Source organism: Agromyces tardus, assembly GCF_003710805.1.
GTDB lineage: Bacteria > Actinomycetota > Actinomycetes > Actinomycetales > Microbacteriaceae > Agromyces > Agromyces tardus.
This window is the reverse complement of sequence record NZ_RHHB01000003.1, coordinates 139,227-154,716: the sequence shown is the minus strand read 5'-3', so window position 1 is coordinate 154,716 and position 15,490 is coordinate 139,227. Positions and strand designations below refer to the sequence as shown.

Below are 15,490 nucleotides of genomic sequence, written 5' to 3'. Positions count from 1 at the left end.
ACCGCCCGGCGCATACTGACGACATGTCCGCCGGACACGCGCAGAGCGCCGTCGACTGGGTCGCCAGCTTCGACGAGCTCGCGGCCCGCAGGGACGCGCTCACCGCCGCGGAGCTCGACGACCTCGGCCTCGCCGCGTGGTTCCTCGGGCACGAGGCGGAGTGCGTGCGCGCGTGGGACGACGCCCATCGCGCGTACCTCGACGCGGGCGAGACGGATGCCGCGATCCGCTGCGTGTTCTGGCTCGGGTTCACGCTCGCCGACCACGGCGAGACCGTGCGCGCGGGCGCCTGGATGGCGCGCCTGTTCGAGCTGCTCGTCGCCGCGGGGCGCCCACCGCAGGACGACGCGAACGCCGTGCTCGCCCAAGGGCAGCGGGCATTCGCCGAGGGGCGCTTCGACGAATCGATCGGCCTCGGCGAGCGCGCCCTCGCACTGGCGCAGGCCGGACGCGACGACGACCTCGAGGTGCTCGCCACGATGGGGCTCGGGCGCTCGCTCATCCACGTCGGCCGCATCTCCGAGGGGTTCGCGTGCATGGACCGGGTCATGCTCGCCATCTCGTCGGGGCGGGTGAGCGATCGCGCCGCCGGTCCCGCCTACTGCGCGATCGTCGCGAGCTGCCTCGACCGCTGGGACCTCGACCGCGCCCGCGTCTGGACCCGCGACCTCAACGACTGGTGCGACGCGCAGCGCGGACTCGAGCCGTTCCGCGGCGAGTGCTCGGTGCACCGCGCGAGCGTCCTCCGGCTCATGGGCGAGTGGGATGAGGCCGAGGCCACCCTCGTCGACGTCTGCGCACGCGAGCGCCGCGCGCAGACCCTCGAGAACGCGTACTACGGCATCGGCGAGCTCAACCGCCTCGTGGGGCGGCGCGCCGAAGCCGAGGCCGCGTACCGTCGCGCCTCGGAGCTCGGACGCGAGGTGCAGCCGGGCCTCGCGCTGCTGCGACGCGACGAGGGCCGGCCCGGGGCGGCCCGGGCCGGCGTCGCCCGGGCGCTCGAGGCGTCGCCGATCCCGGGCCTCCGCGCCGAGCTGCTCGCCGCGCAGGTCGAGCTCGAGATCGAGCACGGCCAGGCCGAGGTCGCCCGCCGCGCGGCATCCGACCTGCGCGCGATATCCGACCTGCTCGGCACCGACTACCTGCGGGCGCAGGCCGACCGCGCGGAGGCCCGCGTGCTCCTGGGCACGGATGCCACGGAGCAGGTGCTCCCGCTGCTGCGCCGCTCGTGGTCGGCCTGGCGAGAACTCGAAGCCCCCTACGAGGCGGCGATCACGCGGGTGCTCCTCGGCCGCGCGTGCCGCGCCCTGGGCGACGAGGAGGACGCCCAGCTCGAGTTCGACGCCGCTCGCACGGTGCTCACCGGGCTCGGTGCCGTCGCCGACCTGGGGCGGCTCGAGCGGATCGCCGCGGGCGACGACCGGCCCGCGGCATCCGCCGGCCTCACCCGCCGGGAGCTCGACGTGCTGCGACTCGTCGCGGGCGGTCGATCGAACCGGCAGATCGCGACCGAGCTGTTCCTCAGCGAGCGCACGGTCGCGCGGCACGTGAGCAACATCCTCGGCAAGCTCGATCTCGCGAACCGGGCCGCCGCCACGGCGTTCGCCTTCGAGCACGGGCTGACCGCCGCGGACCGAGTGCCCGTCACCCCGGAACTGGGTAGTTCTGCCGACGCCGCCCCGCCGCGGCATCCGTAGCGTCGCCCTCATCACCGCACCGATCGGCACACGCCACGGTGCACGATCGAGGAGGCTGTCATGTCCACCACTGTTCTCGACACCGCGGTCATCGGGGCCGGCGCCGCCGGGCTCACGGTCGGCAAGCGACTGGCCGACCGCGGCGAGCGCTTCGAGCTGTTCGACGACCACGCGCGCATCGGCGACACCTGGCGCGAGCGCTACCGCTCGCTGCGCCTGTTCACCCCGCGGCCCTTCCTGAGCCTGCCGGGGCTGCGCATCGACATCGGCCGGTTCGCGTACCCGACGGGCGCCGAGCTCGCCGACTACCTCGAGCGATACGCGCGGCACTTCCGCCTGCCGGTGCGCCTGTCGGCGCGGGTCGAATCGCTCACCGCGGAGCCCGACGGACGGTTCCGCCTCGCGCTGACGGGTGGCGACGAGGTGCTCGCCGACCACGTGATCGTGACGTGCGGTGCGCATCGCATCCCGACGATGCCCGCGTTCGCGGCGCATCTCGACCCGTCGATCCGGCAGCTGCACTCCCTCGACTACCGGGGGCCCGAGCAGCTCGCCGACGGACCCGTCCTCGTGGTCGGCGCCGCGAACTCGGGCACCGACATCGCGCTCGAGGCCGCACGCAACGGGCACGCCGTGACGCTCGCCGGCCGACACCCGGGACACGTGCCCGTCGACATCGACAAGCCGCTCGGCAACCTCATGAGCGGCATCTTCATCCGCCGCCTGCGCGGGGTCACGATCGACACCGAGCAGGGGCGCGCGATCAAGGCGCACGGCCTCGACCACGGCGTCATGCTCGTGCGCAACAAGCCCCACGACCTCGAGCGCGCCGGCGTCGTGCAGGTCGGCCGCGTCGAGGGGGTCGACGGCGGGCGTCCCGTGCTCGCCGACGGCACGGTCGTCGACGCGACGACGGTGGTCTGGTGCACCGGGTCGCTGCCCGACCTGGGCTGGATCGACATCCCGGGCGTCGTCGGCGACGACGGCCGCCCGATCGAGCACCGGGGCCTGGCGAGCGGATGCCGCGGCCTCGCGTTCGTGGGCATGCCGATGCAGTACTCCATCGCCTCCCCCACCCTCATGGGCATGGACCGCGACGCGGCATACGTCGTGGACGCCCTCGCGGCGGCACGCGCCGCGGCCCCGATGGCTGCGCCCGGCGTCACCGCCTGAGCGTTGTGGCCGCCCACTCGCCCGGCTCGTATGCCCGAGGAGGCACGCAATGAACCGTCAGTGAATCACCCCGGAACGCAACGAATCGGCACCGAGCTGCCGATTCTTGCACGTCGCGGGTCGGCGAAGAAGTGACATCCGCTCAACTTCGAAACGGAGAGAGATCAACACATCACGTCTGAGTCAAGACCATTCCCTTGCAGACCCTGTGAATGTTATGTTCGCGGAATCCTGCCCGGCGATCCCGGGCGATTCCAATGTAAGGAGTGCACGTGAAGTCACGTACGCGCGGAATGCTCGCCGCCGCAGTGGCCGGCGTCACGGTGATGGCGGGGGCCGCATTCGGGCCCGCCGCGATCGCCGCGCCGACTGCCGACGACCCGAGCTCGTCAGCCGCCCAGCGGCTCGACAACCGACCCGGCCCCCTCACCGAGCGGCAGAACGAGCGGCGCAAGGCAGCGCAGAAGCTCATCCTGTCGGGCAAGGTCACGCCCGATGCGAACGGCGTCGTCGACCTGAACGCAGGCTCGGGCGCCGACGGCGACTCGGTCGACACGGCGGGCAAGTACTACCAGGCCGCGGTGAAGGGCACCGGCCAGGTGTTCACGATCCTCTCGGAGTTCGGCGACTCGGGCAGCGGCAAGCTGGGCACGACGCCCGGCCCGCTGCACAACGAGATCCCCCAGCCCGACCGCACGGTGAACAACAGCACCCACTGGGAGCCGGACTTCAACACCGACTACTACCACGACCTCTTCTTCGGTGCAGGTGAGTCGTTCGCCGACTTCTACTCGAAGCAGTCCTCGGGCGACTACACCGTCGCGGGCGAGGTCAGCGACTGGGTGCAGGTGCCCGGCAACGCCTCGACCTACGGCGACAACAGCGTCGAGGACTACGGCGGATCATGGCAGTTCATCGAGGACACCGGGAACGCCTGGTACGACGCACAGGTCGCCGACGGCAAGTCGGTCGACGAGATCAAGGCCGAGCTCGCCTCGTTCGACGTGTGGGACCGCTACGACGCCGACAACGACGGCAACTTCGACGAGCCCGACGGCTACCTCGACCACTTCCAGGCCGTACATGCCGGCGAGGGTGAGGACGCCGGCGGCGGCGCACAGGGCGAGGACGCCATCTGGTCGCACCGCTGGTACGTGAACTCCACCGACTACGGCACGACCGGCCCCGACGGCGCCAAGTTCGGCGGCGCGCAGATCGGCGACACCGGGTACTGGATCGGCGACTACACCGTCGAAGCCGAGAACGGCGGCCTCGGCGTGTTCGCGCACGAGTACGCCCACGACCTCGGCCTGCCCGACTTCTACGACACCGCCGGCGGCGAGAACAGCACCGCCTTCTGGACGCTCATGTCGAGCGGTTCGTGGATGAACCACGGCGGCGACGACATCGGCACGACCCCGAACCACATGGGTCCGTGGGAGAAGCTCCAGCTCGGCTGGCTCGACTACTCGGTCGTCGACCAGGGCGAGAGCGGATCGTTCACCCTGAGCCCGGCAGCGGTGCAGACCACCGGCCAGGACCAGGCGCTCGTCATCGACGTGCCCGACTCGGAGATCGAGACCACCTACACGGCCCCCTACTCGGGCTCGAACGCGTGGTGGACCTCGAGCGCCGACGACCTCAACACGACGCTCGCCCGCACGATGAACCTGTCGGGCATCAGCAAGGCGACCGTGACGGCCAAGGCCTGGTACGAGATCGAGGACGGCTACGACTACGTCTACGCCGAGTACTCGACCGACGGCGACACGTGGAAGCAGATCGGATCGCCCATCAGCGGTTCGACCAACGGCAAGTGGGCGAACCTGCGCTTCACGGTTCCCGGCGGCAACGCCGACACGCAGTTCCGGTTCCGCTATCAGAGCGACGGCGGGGTGCACCTCGCCGGTGCGTTCATCGATGACATCGTGGTGAAGAACGGCGGCACGACGCTCCTCACCGACGACGTCGAGAACGGCGTCAACGGTTGGACCGCCGACGGCGGCTTCACGATCAGCGACGGCACCGAGGTCTCCTCGGGCGACCGGTACTACCTGGCCGAGAACCGCACCTACGCCGGCTACGACGAGACCCTCGCCGAGGGCCCCTACCAGTTCAGCAACGGCCTGACCAAGCCGGACTGGGTGGAGCGCTTCCCGTTCCAGGACGGCCTGCTCGTGTGGGCGGTCGATGAGGCCTACACCGACAACAACACCATCGAGCACCAGGGCCACGGCCTCGCGCTCCCGGTGGACGCGCGTCCGGTGAAGATCACGTACTCGGACGGAACGGGGCCGAGCAACCGGCGCCAGCCGTTCGACGCGACCTTCGGCCTGCAGGCGACAGACGTGGTGAAGTTCCACAAGGAGGTCCTCGACGGCAAGGGCAAGAACCAGACGGTGAAGACGCTCGAGGCGCTCGTTCCCTCGACCCCGGGCATCCCGACGTTCACCGACGCGAAGGCCGACGCGTACTTCAGCTCGACGAACCCGCTCGGCGGCGTCTACGTGGCGGGCCACGGCGTGACCGTGACCGTCACCGGCCAGACTTCGGGCAGCACGATGACGGTCGACGTGGCGAACCCGCAGTAGTCCGCGTCATCCGCACCACGCAGCGGGCCCGTCTCTCCGGAGGCGGGCCCGCTGTCGTGCCAGGAGTAGAGTCCGATCCGGAGGGGCGACATGAGCGGTGAGCTGGTGCTGGTCACGGGCGGTTCGGGATTCATCGGCGCGTACTGCATCGTGCAGCTGCTCGAGGCCGGCTACCGCGTGCGCACGACGCTGCGATCGCCGAGCCGCGCCGACGAGGTGCGGGCGCTGGTGCGCGCCGCCGGCCCCGACCCGACGCCGATCGAGTTCGTCGACGCCGACCTGCTGGCCGATGCCGGATGGCCCGCGGCCGTCGCCGGGGCGGACTTCGTGCTGCACGTGGCGTCCCCGTTCCCGCCCCGCGACCCCAAGGATCCCGACGAGCTCATCGTTCCCGCGCGCGACGGGGCCCTGCGCGTGCTGTCGGCGGCACGCGATGCGGGCGTGCGGCGTGTGGTGCTCACCTCGTCGTTCGCCGCGATCGGCTACGGTCACCGACCCGGCCGACCCTACACCGAGGCGGACTGGACCGAACTGGGCGGCGCGGACCTCGGGGCCTACGTGCAGGCGAAGACGCTCGCGGAACGTGCCGCGTGGGACTTCGTCGGCCGGGAGGGCGGCGCGCTCGAGCTCGCCGTCGTGAATCCCGTCGCGGTCTTCGGGCCGCTGCTCGGACCCGACCTCTCGAGCTCGGTCGGGATGCTCCTCGCCCTGCTCAACGGCGAGGCGCCAGGCGTGCCCGACGGCACCACCATGGCCGTCGACGTGCGCGACGTCGCCTCCCTGCACCTGCTCGCGATGGTGCATCCGGATGCCGCCGGCGAGCGCTTCCTCGCGGTCGCCGGCGCTCCCATCTCGTTCCACGAGCTCGCGACGCTCCTGCGCGACCGGCTCGGCGACGCCGCGATGCGCGTGCCCACCCGTGTGCTCCCCGATTGGGCGGTGCGCGCGGCCGGACTCCTCAGGCCCGACCTGCGCGCCGCGGCGCAGCTCCTCGGCCCGTCGCGGGTGGCCACGAGCGAGAAGGCGGAGCGGTTGCTCGGCTGGCAGCCGCGCGACCGCGATGAGGCGATCGTGGCCTCCGCGCAGGACCTCGTCGACCTGGGACTCGTCCGTCACTGACGAATCGCGCCGACGGGGGCTCCACTCCCCCGCCGGCGCGACATCCTCGACCGAACGGTTCAGCTCGCGGCGAGCAGCTCCAGCGTGTCGACGACGCGGTTCGAGAAGCCCCACTCGTTGTCGTACCACGCCACGACCTTGACGTGCGTGCCACTCACGCGGGTGAGGGCGGCGTCGAAGATCGAGGACGCGGGCTCACCCGTGATGTCGCTCGAGACCAGCGGGTCCTCGGCGTAGTCGAGGATGCCGGCGAGCGGGCCGTCGGCCGCCGCGCGGTACGCCGCGAGCACCTCGTCGCGCGTCACCTCGCGGGACACCGTGGTGTTGAGCTCGACGATCGAGCCGACGGGCACGGGAACGCGGATCGAATCGCCCTCGAGCTTGCCGTCGAGCTGCGGCAGCACGAGCCCGATCGCCTTCGCGGCGCCGGTGGTCGTGGGCACGATGTTCACGGCGGCGGCCCGAGCGCGGCGCGGGTCGCGGTGCGGGCCGTCCTGCAGGTTCTGCTCCTGCGTGTACGCGTGCACCGTGGTCATGAACCCGTGCTCGATGCCGGCGAGGTCGTCGAGCACCTTGGCGAGCGGCGCGAGCGCGTTCGTCGTGCAGGAGGCGTTCGAGATGATCGTGTGGTTCGCGGGGTCGTACGCGTCGGTGTTCACGCCGTAGGCGAGGGTCACGTCGGCGCCCGTCGCGGGGGCGCTCACGAGCACGCGCTTGGCACCCGCCTCGAGGTGGGCGCGCGCGGCATCCGCGGAGGTGAAGCGGCCGGTGGACTCGAGCACGACGTCGACGCCGAGCTCGGCCCAGGGCAGGTTCGCGGGGTCGCGCTCGGCGAGCACCCGGATGCGGTGGCCGTCGACGACGAGCACGTCGCCGTCGACCTCGACGGGGCGGCCGAGGCGGCCGAGCGAGCTGTCGTACTTGAGCAACTGCGCGAGCGCGGCGGGCTCGGTGAGGTCGTTGATCGCGACCACCTCGAGGTCGGAGCCTCGCTCGAGGAGTGCGCGGAGGGTGTTGCGGCCGATGCGTCCGAAGCCGTTCACGGCGATGCGGGTCATGGGAGGGGTTCCTTTCGTTCCCGGTGGATCGCATACAGGATGCGGCGCGCCGGGGGCCTCGGAACAGTGGCCGTGCAGACAGGTGTCGCAAGGATGTCGCCAGCATCCCCAGGTCTCGAGACGCTGCTGCGCGGCTCCTCGACCCGCGGGACCGAGGGCCTCAGGCGGCCGAGGCGGGGCGGACGAAGGTGTGCCGGTACTCGATCGGCGACGTGCCGAGGATGCGGTGGAAGTGCAGCCGCAGGTTGGCCCCGGTGCCGAGCCCGACCTGATCGGCGATCTGCTCGACGCTGAGTTCGCTGGCCTCCAGCAGTTCCCGCGCGAGGTCGACCCGGGCCCGCAGGATCCACTGCATGGGGGTGGTGCCGGTGTCCTCGACGAAGCGCCGCGAGAACGTGCGCGTCGAGACCTTCGCGTGCCGTGCGAGGTCGGCGAGCGTGAGCGGCTCCTCGAGGCGCCCGAGCGCCCACTCGCGCGTCGCCGAGAAGAGCTCGCCGAGCGGCTCGGGCACGCTCCGCGGCACGTACTGCGCCTGGCCGCCGCTGCGGTACGGCGCCGCGACGAGCCGCCGGGCCACGTGGTTCGAGAGCGCGACGCCGTGATCGCGCCGCACGAGGTGCAGGCACAGGTCGATGCCCGACGCCGCACCCGCCGACGTGAGCACGCTCCCCTCGTCGACGAACAGCACGTCCTCGTCGACGCGCACGAGCGGATGCCGCGCGGCGAGCGCGTGCGCGTAGTGCCAATGCGTCGTCGCCCGCCTGCCGTCGAGCAGCCCGGTCGCCGCGAGCGCGAAGGCACCCGTCGAGATCGCGGCGAGCCGCGCACCCCGTGCGTGCGCGGCACGGAGCGCCTCGACGACGGCGGCCGGCGGCTCCTCCCGATCGGGGTGCCGGTACCCGGGAACGAAGACGGTGTCGGCCCATGAGAGCGCCTCGAGTCCATCGGCCACGTGGTAGGAGAGGCCGTCGCCGCCCGTGACGAGTCCGGGCGCGGCACCGCACACGCGCACCTCGTAGGGCATGCTCGCACGGTTCGTGAACACCTGCGCGGGGATCCCCACGTCGAGCGGCTTCGCCCCTTCGAGCACGAGCACGGCGATGCGATGGTTCCTGCGGGTCATCCGTTCCTCCCACTCCCGGTTGCTCGATCGTATGCGTGCCGGCGCGACCGCACGGTGGGATGATGTGCAGGTCCGGCAACGGCGGCCCGCAGGGAGGGGTCCATGCGCGATTGGGATCGGTTCGAGTTCCCCGCGAGCGTGCCGGGTCCCCGGGAGCCGCGGCCGGGCACGCCGCTCTCGCAGTGGCTGTTCAAGCACACGGTGCAGCCCGTGGGCCCCGAGACCATGGAGTCGACCACCGAGCAGAACTCGTGGTGGAAGGTGATGTGCCTCACCGGGGTGGACTACTTCTCGACGCTGTCGTACCTGCCCTCGATCGCCGTGCTCGCGGCCGGAGTGGTCTCGCCCATCGCCACGCTGCTCATCGTGGGCCTCACCCTGCTCGGCATGCTGCCGATGTACCGCCGGGTCGCCAAGGAGAGCCCGCACGGCCAGGGCTCGGTCGCCATGCTCGAGCGACTGCTGCCGTTCTGGCGGGGCAAGATCTTCGTGCTCGTGCTGCTGGGCTTCGTCGCGACGTCCTGGATCATCACCATCACCCTGTCGTCGGCGGATGCCACGGTGCACCTCATCGAGAACCCGATCGTGCCCGACGCCCTCGACGGGCAGGCCGTGACGATCACCATCCTGCTGCTGCTCGTGCTCGGCGGCGTGTTCCTGCTCGGCTTCACCGAGGCGGTGAACGTCGCGATCCCGCTCGTCACGCTGTTCCTCGCACTCAACGCGATCGTGATCGCCGAGGGCATCGTGCGACTCGTCGCCGACCCCGTGCCGTTCGAGGACTGGGTGGCGGCGCTCACCTCGACGGGCGGCGGATTCTCGGGCATCCTGCTCCCGGCGCTCATCGCGTTCCCGCTGCTCGTGCTCGGCCTGTCGGGATTCGAGACCGGCGTGAGCATGATGCCCCTCGTCGCGTCGAAGGGCGAGACGCCCGAGGAGCGACTCGCCTCACGCATCCGCAACACCCGCAAGCTGCTCACCACGGCCGCGGTCATCATGAGCGTGTACCTCATCTCGAGCAGCCTCGTCACGACCCTCCTGATCCCGGCCGACGCGTTCGAGCCCGGCGGCGAGGCGAACGGCCGCGCACTCGCGTACCTCGCGCACGAGTTCCTCGGCCCCACGTTCGGCACCGTGTACGACCTCAGCAGCGTGTTCATCCTGTGGTTCGCGGGCGCCTCGGCGATGGCGGGCCTCATCAACATCGTGCCCCGCTACCTGCCGACGTACGGCATGGCGCCGGAGTGGAGCCGCGCGGTGCGCCCGGTCGTGCTCGTCTACACGACGATCAGCATCCTCATCACGGTCGCGTTCAACGCCGACGTCGACGCCCAGGCCGGCGCGTACGCCACGGGCATCCTCGCGATGATGGTGTCGGCGGCGTTCGCGGTGCTGGTGTCGGCGATCCGCAGGCGCCAACGCGTCGCCACCGTCGGATTCGCCGTGCTGACCCTGATCCTCGGGTACGCGTTCGTCGACAACGTCATCGAGAAGCCCGACGGGATCATGATCTCGCTGTTCTTCATCCTCGGCATCGTCGTGGTCTCGGTCGTCTCCCGGCTCACCCGCACCACCGAGATCCGCGCCGAGCGCATCGAGTTCGACGACGCGGCTCGGCAGTTCATCCACGACTCGCTCGTCTACGACGCCCGCCTCAACGTGATCGCGAACCGGCCCGGCGCCGGCGACGCCGCCGAATACCTCGAGAAGGAGCACTCCCAGCGCCGGCTCAATCCCGTGCCCGGTCGCGCCGACGTGCTCTTCCTCGAGATCAACATCATCGACCCGTCGGAGTTCCGGGAGGTGCTGCACGTGCGCGGCGTCGACATCGACGGCCACCGTGTGCTGCGCGCCGACAGCCCGGCGGCGCCGAACGCCATCGCCGCGATCCTCCTCGCGCTGCGGGATGCCACGGGCGTGCGCCCGCACGCCTACTTCGAGTGGTCCGAGGGCAACCCGCTCCTGCACATGATGCGGTACATCCTGCTCGGGCGCGGCGACACTCCCCCCGTCGTGCGCGAGATCATCCGCGAGGCCGAGCCCGACCCGGAGGAACGGCCCGTCATCCACGTCGGCGGGTAGGAACCGAGGTCTCGGCTGCGTCACCCGCCCTCGAGGCGACGGCGGCGGGCGAGCAGGTGATCGCGCACGGCCACGTCGTCGGCGAGGTCGGCCGCCCGCGCGTACGCCTCGGCGGCTTCGCCCGAGCGGCCGGCGCGGTCGAGGAGGTCGGCGCGCGTCGCCCACCACGGCTGGAAGCCATCGGCGGGCTCCGGTGGCAGCGCGGCGAGGCCGGCGTCGGGGCCGTCGATCCGGCCCGTCACCGCGGCGAGCGCGACCCTCGCCCCGAGGCTCGGGGCGATCCCGTCGAGCGCGAGGTAGAGCGTGCGCAGGGCCCGCCAGTCCGTCGCGCCCGAGCGCCTGCGGTCGCAGTGCACCGCCTGGATCGCCGCCTCCAGCTGGAACCGGCCGGGCGGGCCGGCGTGCTCCGACGCACGGCGGAGGTACTCCTCGCCCTCGGCGATGAGCGCCGCGTCCCACGTCGCGGGATCCTGCTCGTCGAGGGGGACGAAGGGCGGGCGGTCGTTACGGGCCCTGATCGCGGGCTGCCGCGCGAGCGACAGCGTCACGAGCGCCGCGAGACCCCATGCCTCGGGTTCGCGCTCGAGGAGCGCCGCGAGCGTCACCGCGAGGTACTGGGCCTCGCCCGCGAGCGACCCGGCTCCCTCGCGCCACGCGATGGCGTGGCATCCGTAGACCGCCTCGAGCACGGGCGGGAGACGTTCCGCCATCGCGCGCCGGTCGGGCACCGCGAAGGGGATGCGGGTGTCGCGGATGCGGCGCTTCGCGCGCACGAGCCGCTGCGCCATCGCGGCGGGCGGCACCGCGAACGCGGCTGCGACCTGCGACGCCTCGAACCCGAGCACGACCTGCAGCATGAGCGGCGTGCGCACCGCCGGGTCGATCGCGGGGTGGGCGCACACGAACAGCAGCTCGAGCCGCTTGTCGGGGATCGCGAACGGATCCACGTCGGCGATCGGGTCGATCGAGGCGACCGCCCCGAGCCGGCGGTCGACCGCGTCGGCTGCGGTGTGGTCATCACCGCCGGCGTCGAGCGGCCTCGTGGCGCGATGCGCCGGCGACTTCCACACGTCGCGCTGCCGATTGCGGGCCACGGTCAATAACCACCCCTCGGGATTGGCGGGTACACCGGCATCCGCCCACGTCGTGAGCGCCTGCTCGAAGGCGCCCGACAGCGCGTCTTCGGCGAGCGCCAGGTCGCCGGTCGGCGCCGCGAGCAGCGCGACCAGCCGACCGTAGGACGCGCGGGCGGCACGCTCGGCGGCCGCCCACGCGTCGGGCGGGCTCACGTGTTCGGCGTCCATACCCCGTCGACCGTGTACACCGAGCCCGGGCGGATCTCGATCGCGCCCCACTGCAGCGGCGGCGCCTGGCGCGCCCAGTCGATGGCCGCGTCGAGATCGGGCACGTCGAGCACGATCGTGCCGCCGAGCTGCTCCTTCGTGTCGGCGAACGGGCCGTCCTGCACCTGCAGCTCGCCGTCCGCGAGCCGCAGGGTCGTCGAGCTCGCCGACGGCTGCAGCACCTCCGCGCCCACGAGCGCACCGGCGGACTGGAGGGTGGCCGCGTAGCTCGCGAACGCCCGCTGCGCCTCCTCGATCACCTCGGCCCCGATCTGCTCCTCGGTCGCCTCCGGATAGTGCATCAACAGCGTGTACCGCATCGTGTCCTCCTCGAGCCGATCACGCGACAGGGTACTCGCGCACCCCGATCGCTCCACGACTTCGTTCATCTCGCCGGCCGGATCTCGGCCGTCACGGTGATGACGAGCGAGCCGCGCCTCGATCGACACGAGCGGATGCCGCGGCCCGGGCGTTGCGCCCGCGAGTCGCGCCTGAGACTCGCGTCTGCGCTCAGCTCGCACCCGCGGCGCCGGCGTCCGCTGCCGCGACGTTGGCGCCCCCGGCGAGCTCGGCCAGGCGGAGGCGGTCGCCGGTCGGCACGATCGACGGATCGATGAGCCAGACGATCGCGAGCCCGTTGATCACCGCGAAGTAGTAGGCGGCGAGCGCCTGTCGTTCCTCGGCCGTGGCTCGCGGCAGCGGCTCGGCGAGGAGCTCGGCGATGCCATCGACCGCGCCGCGCTGTGCCGCGCGCATCCGTTCGGCCACGGCGGGGATGCGGTCGATCTGGGCGAGGTTCTCCATGCTTGCGGCGAGCAGCGCCCGCTGGTCGCCGAACACCTCGAGCGAACGATCCCAGATGCGGCCGAGCAGGTCGCCCGCCGGCGCCCCGCGCAGCGCCTCGTCGAGCGCGTCGCCGATGCGGATGCCGGTGGCCAGGAGCGCCTCGGCCATGAGCGCCTCCTTGCTGCCGAAGTGGTAGCCGATCGCGGCGAGGCTGACCCCCGCGCCGCCCGCGATGTCGCGCGCCGTGGTGCGGGCGTAGCCCTTCTCGACGATGCAGCGGCGGGCGCTCTCCAGCAGGTCCTCACGATTGCCCATGGCACAAGGCTACCCGACGATTCAGACAAATGTATTAGACAAATGTCTTATACGTCCGTACCATCGCTCTCGTGGCGGCCGCCCGGCCGCCCGACGAGGAGGAATCATGAAGGTCCTGGTCTCGGGTGCCGGCATCGCCGGTCTCGCGCTCGCCCATGTGCTCGCCGACGGCGGCCACGACGTCGTCGTCGTCGAGATCGCCCCGGCGCTGCGCTCGGGCGGCCAGCTCGTCGACCTGCGCGGCACCTCGCGGGAGGCCGCGGCCCGCATGGGCCTGCTCTCCCGGATCGAGGAGGCGCAGCTCGCCCAGCGCGGCATGCGCTACGTCGACGACGACAATCGGACCCTCGCCGTGATCGGCGTGGAGCTGTTCGGCGGCAACGGTCCGGTCGCCGACCTCGAGATCGTGCGCGGCGAGCTGACCCGGGTGCTCTTCGACGCCACGGCGGGGCGCGTCGAGCATCGCTTCGACGATTCGATCGTGGCGCTCGAGCAGGACGACGACGGTGTCGACGTGCGCTTCGACCGTGCCGCCCCCGAGCGGTTCGACCTCGTGGTCGCAGCCGACGGCGTGCACTCGCGGGTGCGCCGGCTCCTGTGGGGCGAGGAGGCGCAATTCGCTCGGCCGCTCGGCGGCCGCATGTCGTTCTTCACGGTGCCCGAGCCGGAGCCGCTCGACGGGTGGTCGCTCCTGGACGTGCTGCCCGGCCGCCGCATGGCGATGATCCGCCCGCACGAGGAGTCGGGCAGCGCCCACGCGATCCTCACCTGGTTCGGCACGGATGCGTCGCCCGATCGTGGCGACGTCGCCGCGCAGCAGCGCGCGGTGCGCGCGGCCTTCGCTGACGCCGGGTGGTACCTGCCCGAGGTGCTCGCCGGGCTCGACGCCTCGCCCGACTTCTACTTCGACGACCTCGTGCAGCTGCACGTGCCGCAGCTCGCCCGAGGCCGCGTGGTCCTGCTCGGCGACGCGGGCTACTGCCCCTCGCCGCTCAGCGGCCAGGGCACGGCGCTCGCCCTCATCGGTGCGCACGTACTCGGCAGCGAGCTCGCACGCCACGCCCACCCGCGGGAGGCGCTCGCAGCCTACGAGACGGCGATGACGCCGCACATCGAGGCGGGTCGCAAGCTGCCCCCGGGCTCGGGCTCCTTCGCCACGCCGAAGTCGCGCCTCGCGCGGCGCGTGCTGCAGTCGTACGTGCGCGCGTCGATGCGCCGCCCCCTGCTCACCCTCTTCGAGCGGGCGATGAGCAGCCAGCACGACGTGCCCCTGCCCGAGTACGAGCCCGTCGCGGTGTGAACCGCAGGCGCTACCGCAGCTCCACGAACTCCCGCACGTCGTCGCGCGGCAGCACGTCGACGACCGCGGAGACCTCGATCGACTCGAGCGTCACCGCGCCGCCGTAGGAGCTCAGGAACGCGGTGTCGGCGGCGTCGCGCCCCGTCGAGATGCGCAGCAGCGTCGAGCGCGGCGCCAGCGCCGTGGCATCCACCACCCGCCAGGCGCCCTCGACGTACGCCTCCGCGACCGCGTGGAAGTCCATCGGGTCGAGGCCGGGCGCGTACACCGCGGCGAGGCGCGCCGGCACGTCGAGCGCGCGCAGCAGCGCGATCACGAGGTGCGCGTAGTCGCGGCACACGCCCTGCCGCGCGAGCAGCGTGCGCACCGCCCCGTCGGTCGGCAGGCTCGACCCCGGCACGTAGCTCAGCTCGGTGCCGACCCACGACGACACCGCGTCGAGCAGCGCGGCACCCTCGAGCCCCGCGAACTCGGCGCGGGCGGTCGGGGCGAGCCGGTCGGCCTCGCAGTAGCGGCTCGGCCGGAGGTAGGCGAGCAGGTCCACCTCCGAGACCGGCGCCGGCGGGCGCTGTCCGTCGACGGTGGCCGCGTACGAGAGCGACAGCGGCCCCGCTGACGCGTCGACGACGTGGATGCGGCTGCCCGCGGCATCCGTCAGCTCGACCGGCCGCACCACGGACCCGCCCGAGGCGAGCTCGATGCGCTCGATCGAGGTCTCGCCCGCGACCGCGACCATGAACGCGAGTCGCGCGGGGTCCTCGACGGAGAGGGTGATCTCGGCGGACACGTGTCGCTGCATGGGGGTACCCCGGTTCGTCGTCGTCGAGTGGAGACGTGCCGAGCGGCACCCCCTCAGTCTGGCGGTCGCCGCGAGGCCGCGGAAGGGGTTGCGCGCGGTCGGGT

Annotated in this window: 12 protein-coding genes; 6 read left to right on the top strand and 6 right to left on the bottom strand. The window is 72.2% G+C overall.

The window, feature by feature from the left end; genetic code table 11:
- Window positions 1-23: 23 nt before the first annotated feature.
- From EDM22_RS19780 to EDM22_RS03755, 4 genes are all read left to right on the top strand, one after another.
- On the top strand, window positions 24-1,697 hold the full coding sequence (locus EDM22_RS19780) for a helix-turn-helix transcriptional regulator (RefSeq protein WP_122935723.1): 1,674 nt from the start codon (window positions 24-26) through the stop codon (window positions 1,695-1,697).
- 60 nt (window positions 1,698-1,757) lie between these two features.
- A complete protein-coding gene (locus EDM22_RS03765; RefSeq protein WP_122935722.1) occupies window positions 1,758-2,870 on the top strand; it encodes a flavin-containing monooxygenase in 1,113 nt (370 codons plus the stop codon).
- A 272-nt stretch (window positions 2,871-3,142) separates the two neighbouring features.
- Window positions 3,143-5,461, top strand: coding sequence for an immune inhibitor A domain-containing protein (locus tag EDM22_RS03760; protein ID WP_245989163.1), 2,319 nt, complete (start codon window positions 3,143-3,145; stop codon window positions 5,459-5,461).
- Window positions 5,462-5,551: 90 nt separating this feature from the next.
- Window positions 5,552-6,580, top strand: a complete 1,029-nt coding sequence (locus EDM22_RS03755; protein WP_122935720.1) for an SDR family oxidoreductase — start codon at window positions 5,552-5,554, stop codon at window positions 6,578-6,580.
- 59 nt (window positions 6,581-6,639) lie between these two features.
- On the opposite strand, the gene gap is transcribed toward EDM22_RS03755, so the two are convergent.
- Complete coding sequence (gene gap, locus EDM22_RS03750) at window positions 6,640-7,638, bottom strand: type I glyceraldehyde-3-phosphate dehydrogenase (protein WP_122935719.1); 999 nt, start codon at window positions 7,636-7,638, stop codon at window positions 6,640-6,642.
- A gap of 160 nt (window positions 7,639-7,798) precedes the next feature.
- Complete coding sequence (locus EDM22_RS03745) at window positions 7,799-8,761, bottom strand: GlxA family transcriptional regulator (protein WP_122935718.1); 963 nt, start codon at window positions 8,759-8,761, stop codon at window positions 7,799-7,801.
- Window positions 8,762-8,863: 102 nt separating this feature from the next.
- On the opposite strand from EDM22_RS03745, the gene EDM22_RS03740 reads away from it, so the two are divergent.
- Window positions 8,864-10,843 (top strand): APC family permease, encoded by a 1,980-nt coding sequence (locus EDM22_RS03740; protein ID WP_122935717.1) that lies wholly within the window; start codon window positions 8,864-8,866, stop codon window positions 10,841-10,843.
- A 20-nt stretch (window positions 10,844-10,863) separates the two neighbouring features.
- On the opposite strand, the gene EDM22_RS03735 is transcribed toward EDM22_RS03740, so the two are convergent.
- The 3 genes from EDM22_RS03735 to EDM22_RS03725 form a co-directional block, all read right to left on the bottom strand.
- Complete coding sequence (locus EDM22_RS03735) at window positions 10,864-12,147, bottom strand: RNA polymerase sigma factor (protein ID WP_122935716.1); 1,284 nt, start codon at window positions 12,145-12,147, stop codon at window positions 10,864-10,866.
- Window positions 12,129-12,506, bottom strand: coding sequence for a YciI family protein (locus tag EDM22_RS03730; protein WP_122935783.1), 378 nt, complete (start codon window positions 12,504-12,506; stop codon window positions 12,129-12,131). The genes EDM22_RS03735 and EDM22_RS03730 overlap by 19 nt, the downstream gene beginning before the upstream one ends.
- A gap of 190 nt (window positions 12,507-12,696) precedes the next feature.
- Window positions 12,697-13,287 carry a TetR/AcrR family transcriptional regulator gene (locus tag EDM22_RS03725; RefSeq protein ID WP_122935715.1) on the bottom strand — a complete coding sequence of 197 codons (591 nt, stop codon included), beginning with the start codon at window positions 13,285-13,287 and terminating at the stop codon, window positions 12,697-12,699.
- Window positions 13,288-13,393: 106 nt separating this feature from the next.
- Here EDM22_RS03725 and EDM22_RS03720 point away from each other — a divergent pair, with 106 nt between their 5' ends.
- The gene (locus EDM22_RS03720; protein ID WP_170963997.1) at window positions 13,394-14,587 is read left to right on the top strand and encodes an FAD-dependent monooxygenase; all 1,194 of its coding nucleotides are present in this window, start codon (window positions 13,394-13,396) and stop codon (window positions 14,585-14,587) included.
- Between the two features lie 10 nt (window positions 14,588-14,597).
- On the opposite strand, the gene EDM22_RS03715 is transcribed toward EDM22_RS03720, so the two are convergent.
- On the bottom strand, window positions 14,598-15,386 hold the full coding sequence (locus tag EDM22_RS03715; RefSeq protein ID WP_122935713.1) for a transglutaminase-like domain-containing protein: 789 nt from the start codon (window positions 15,384-15,386) through the stop codon (window positions 14,598-14,600).
- Between the last annotated feature and the right edge of the window lie 104 nt (window positions 15,387-15,490).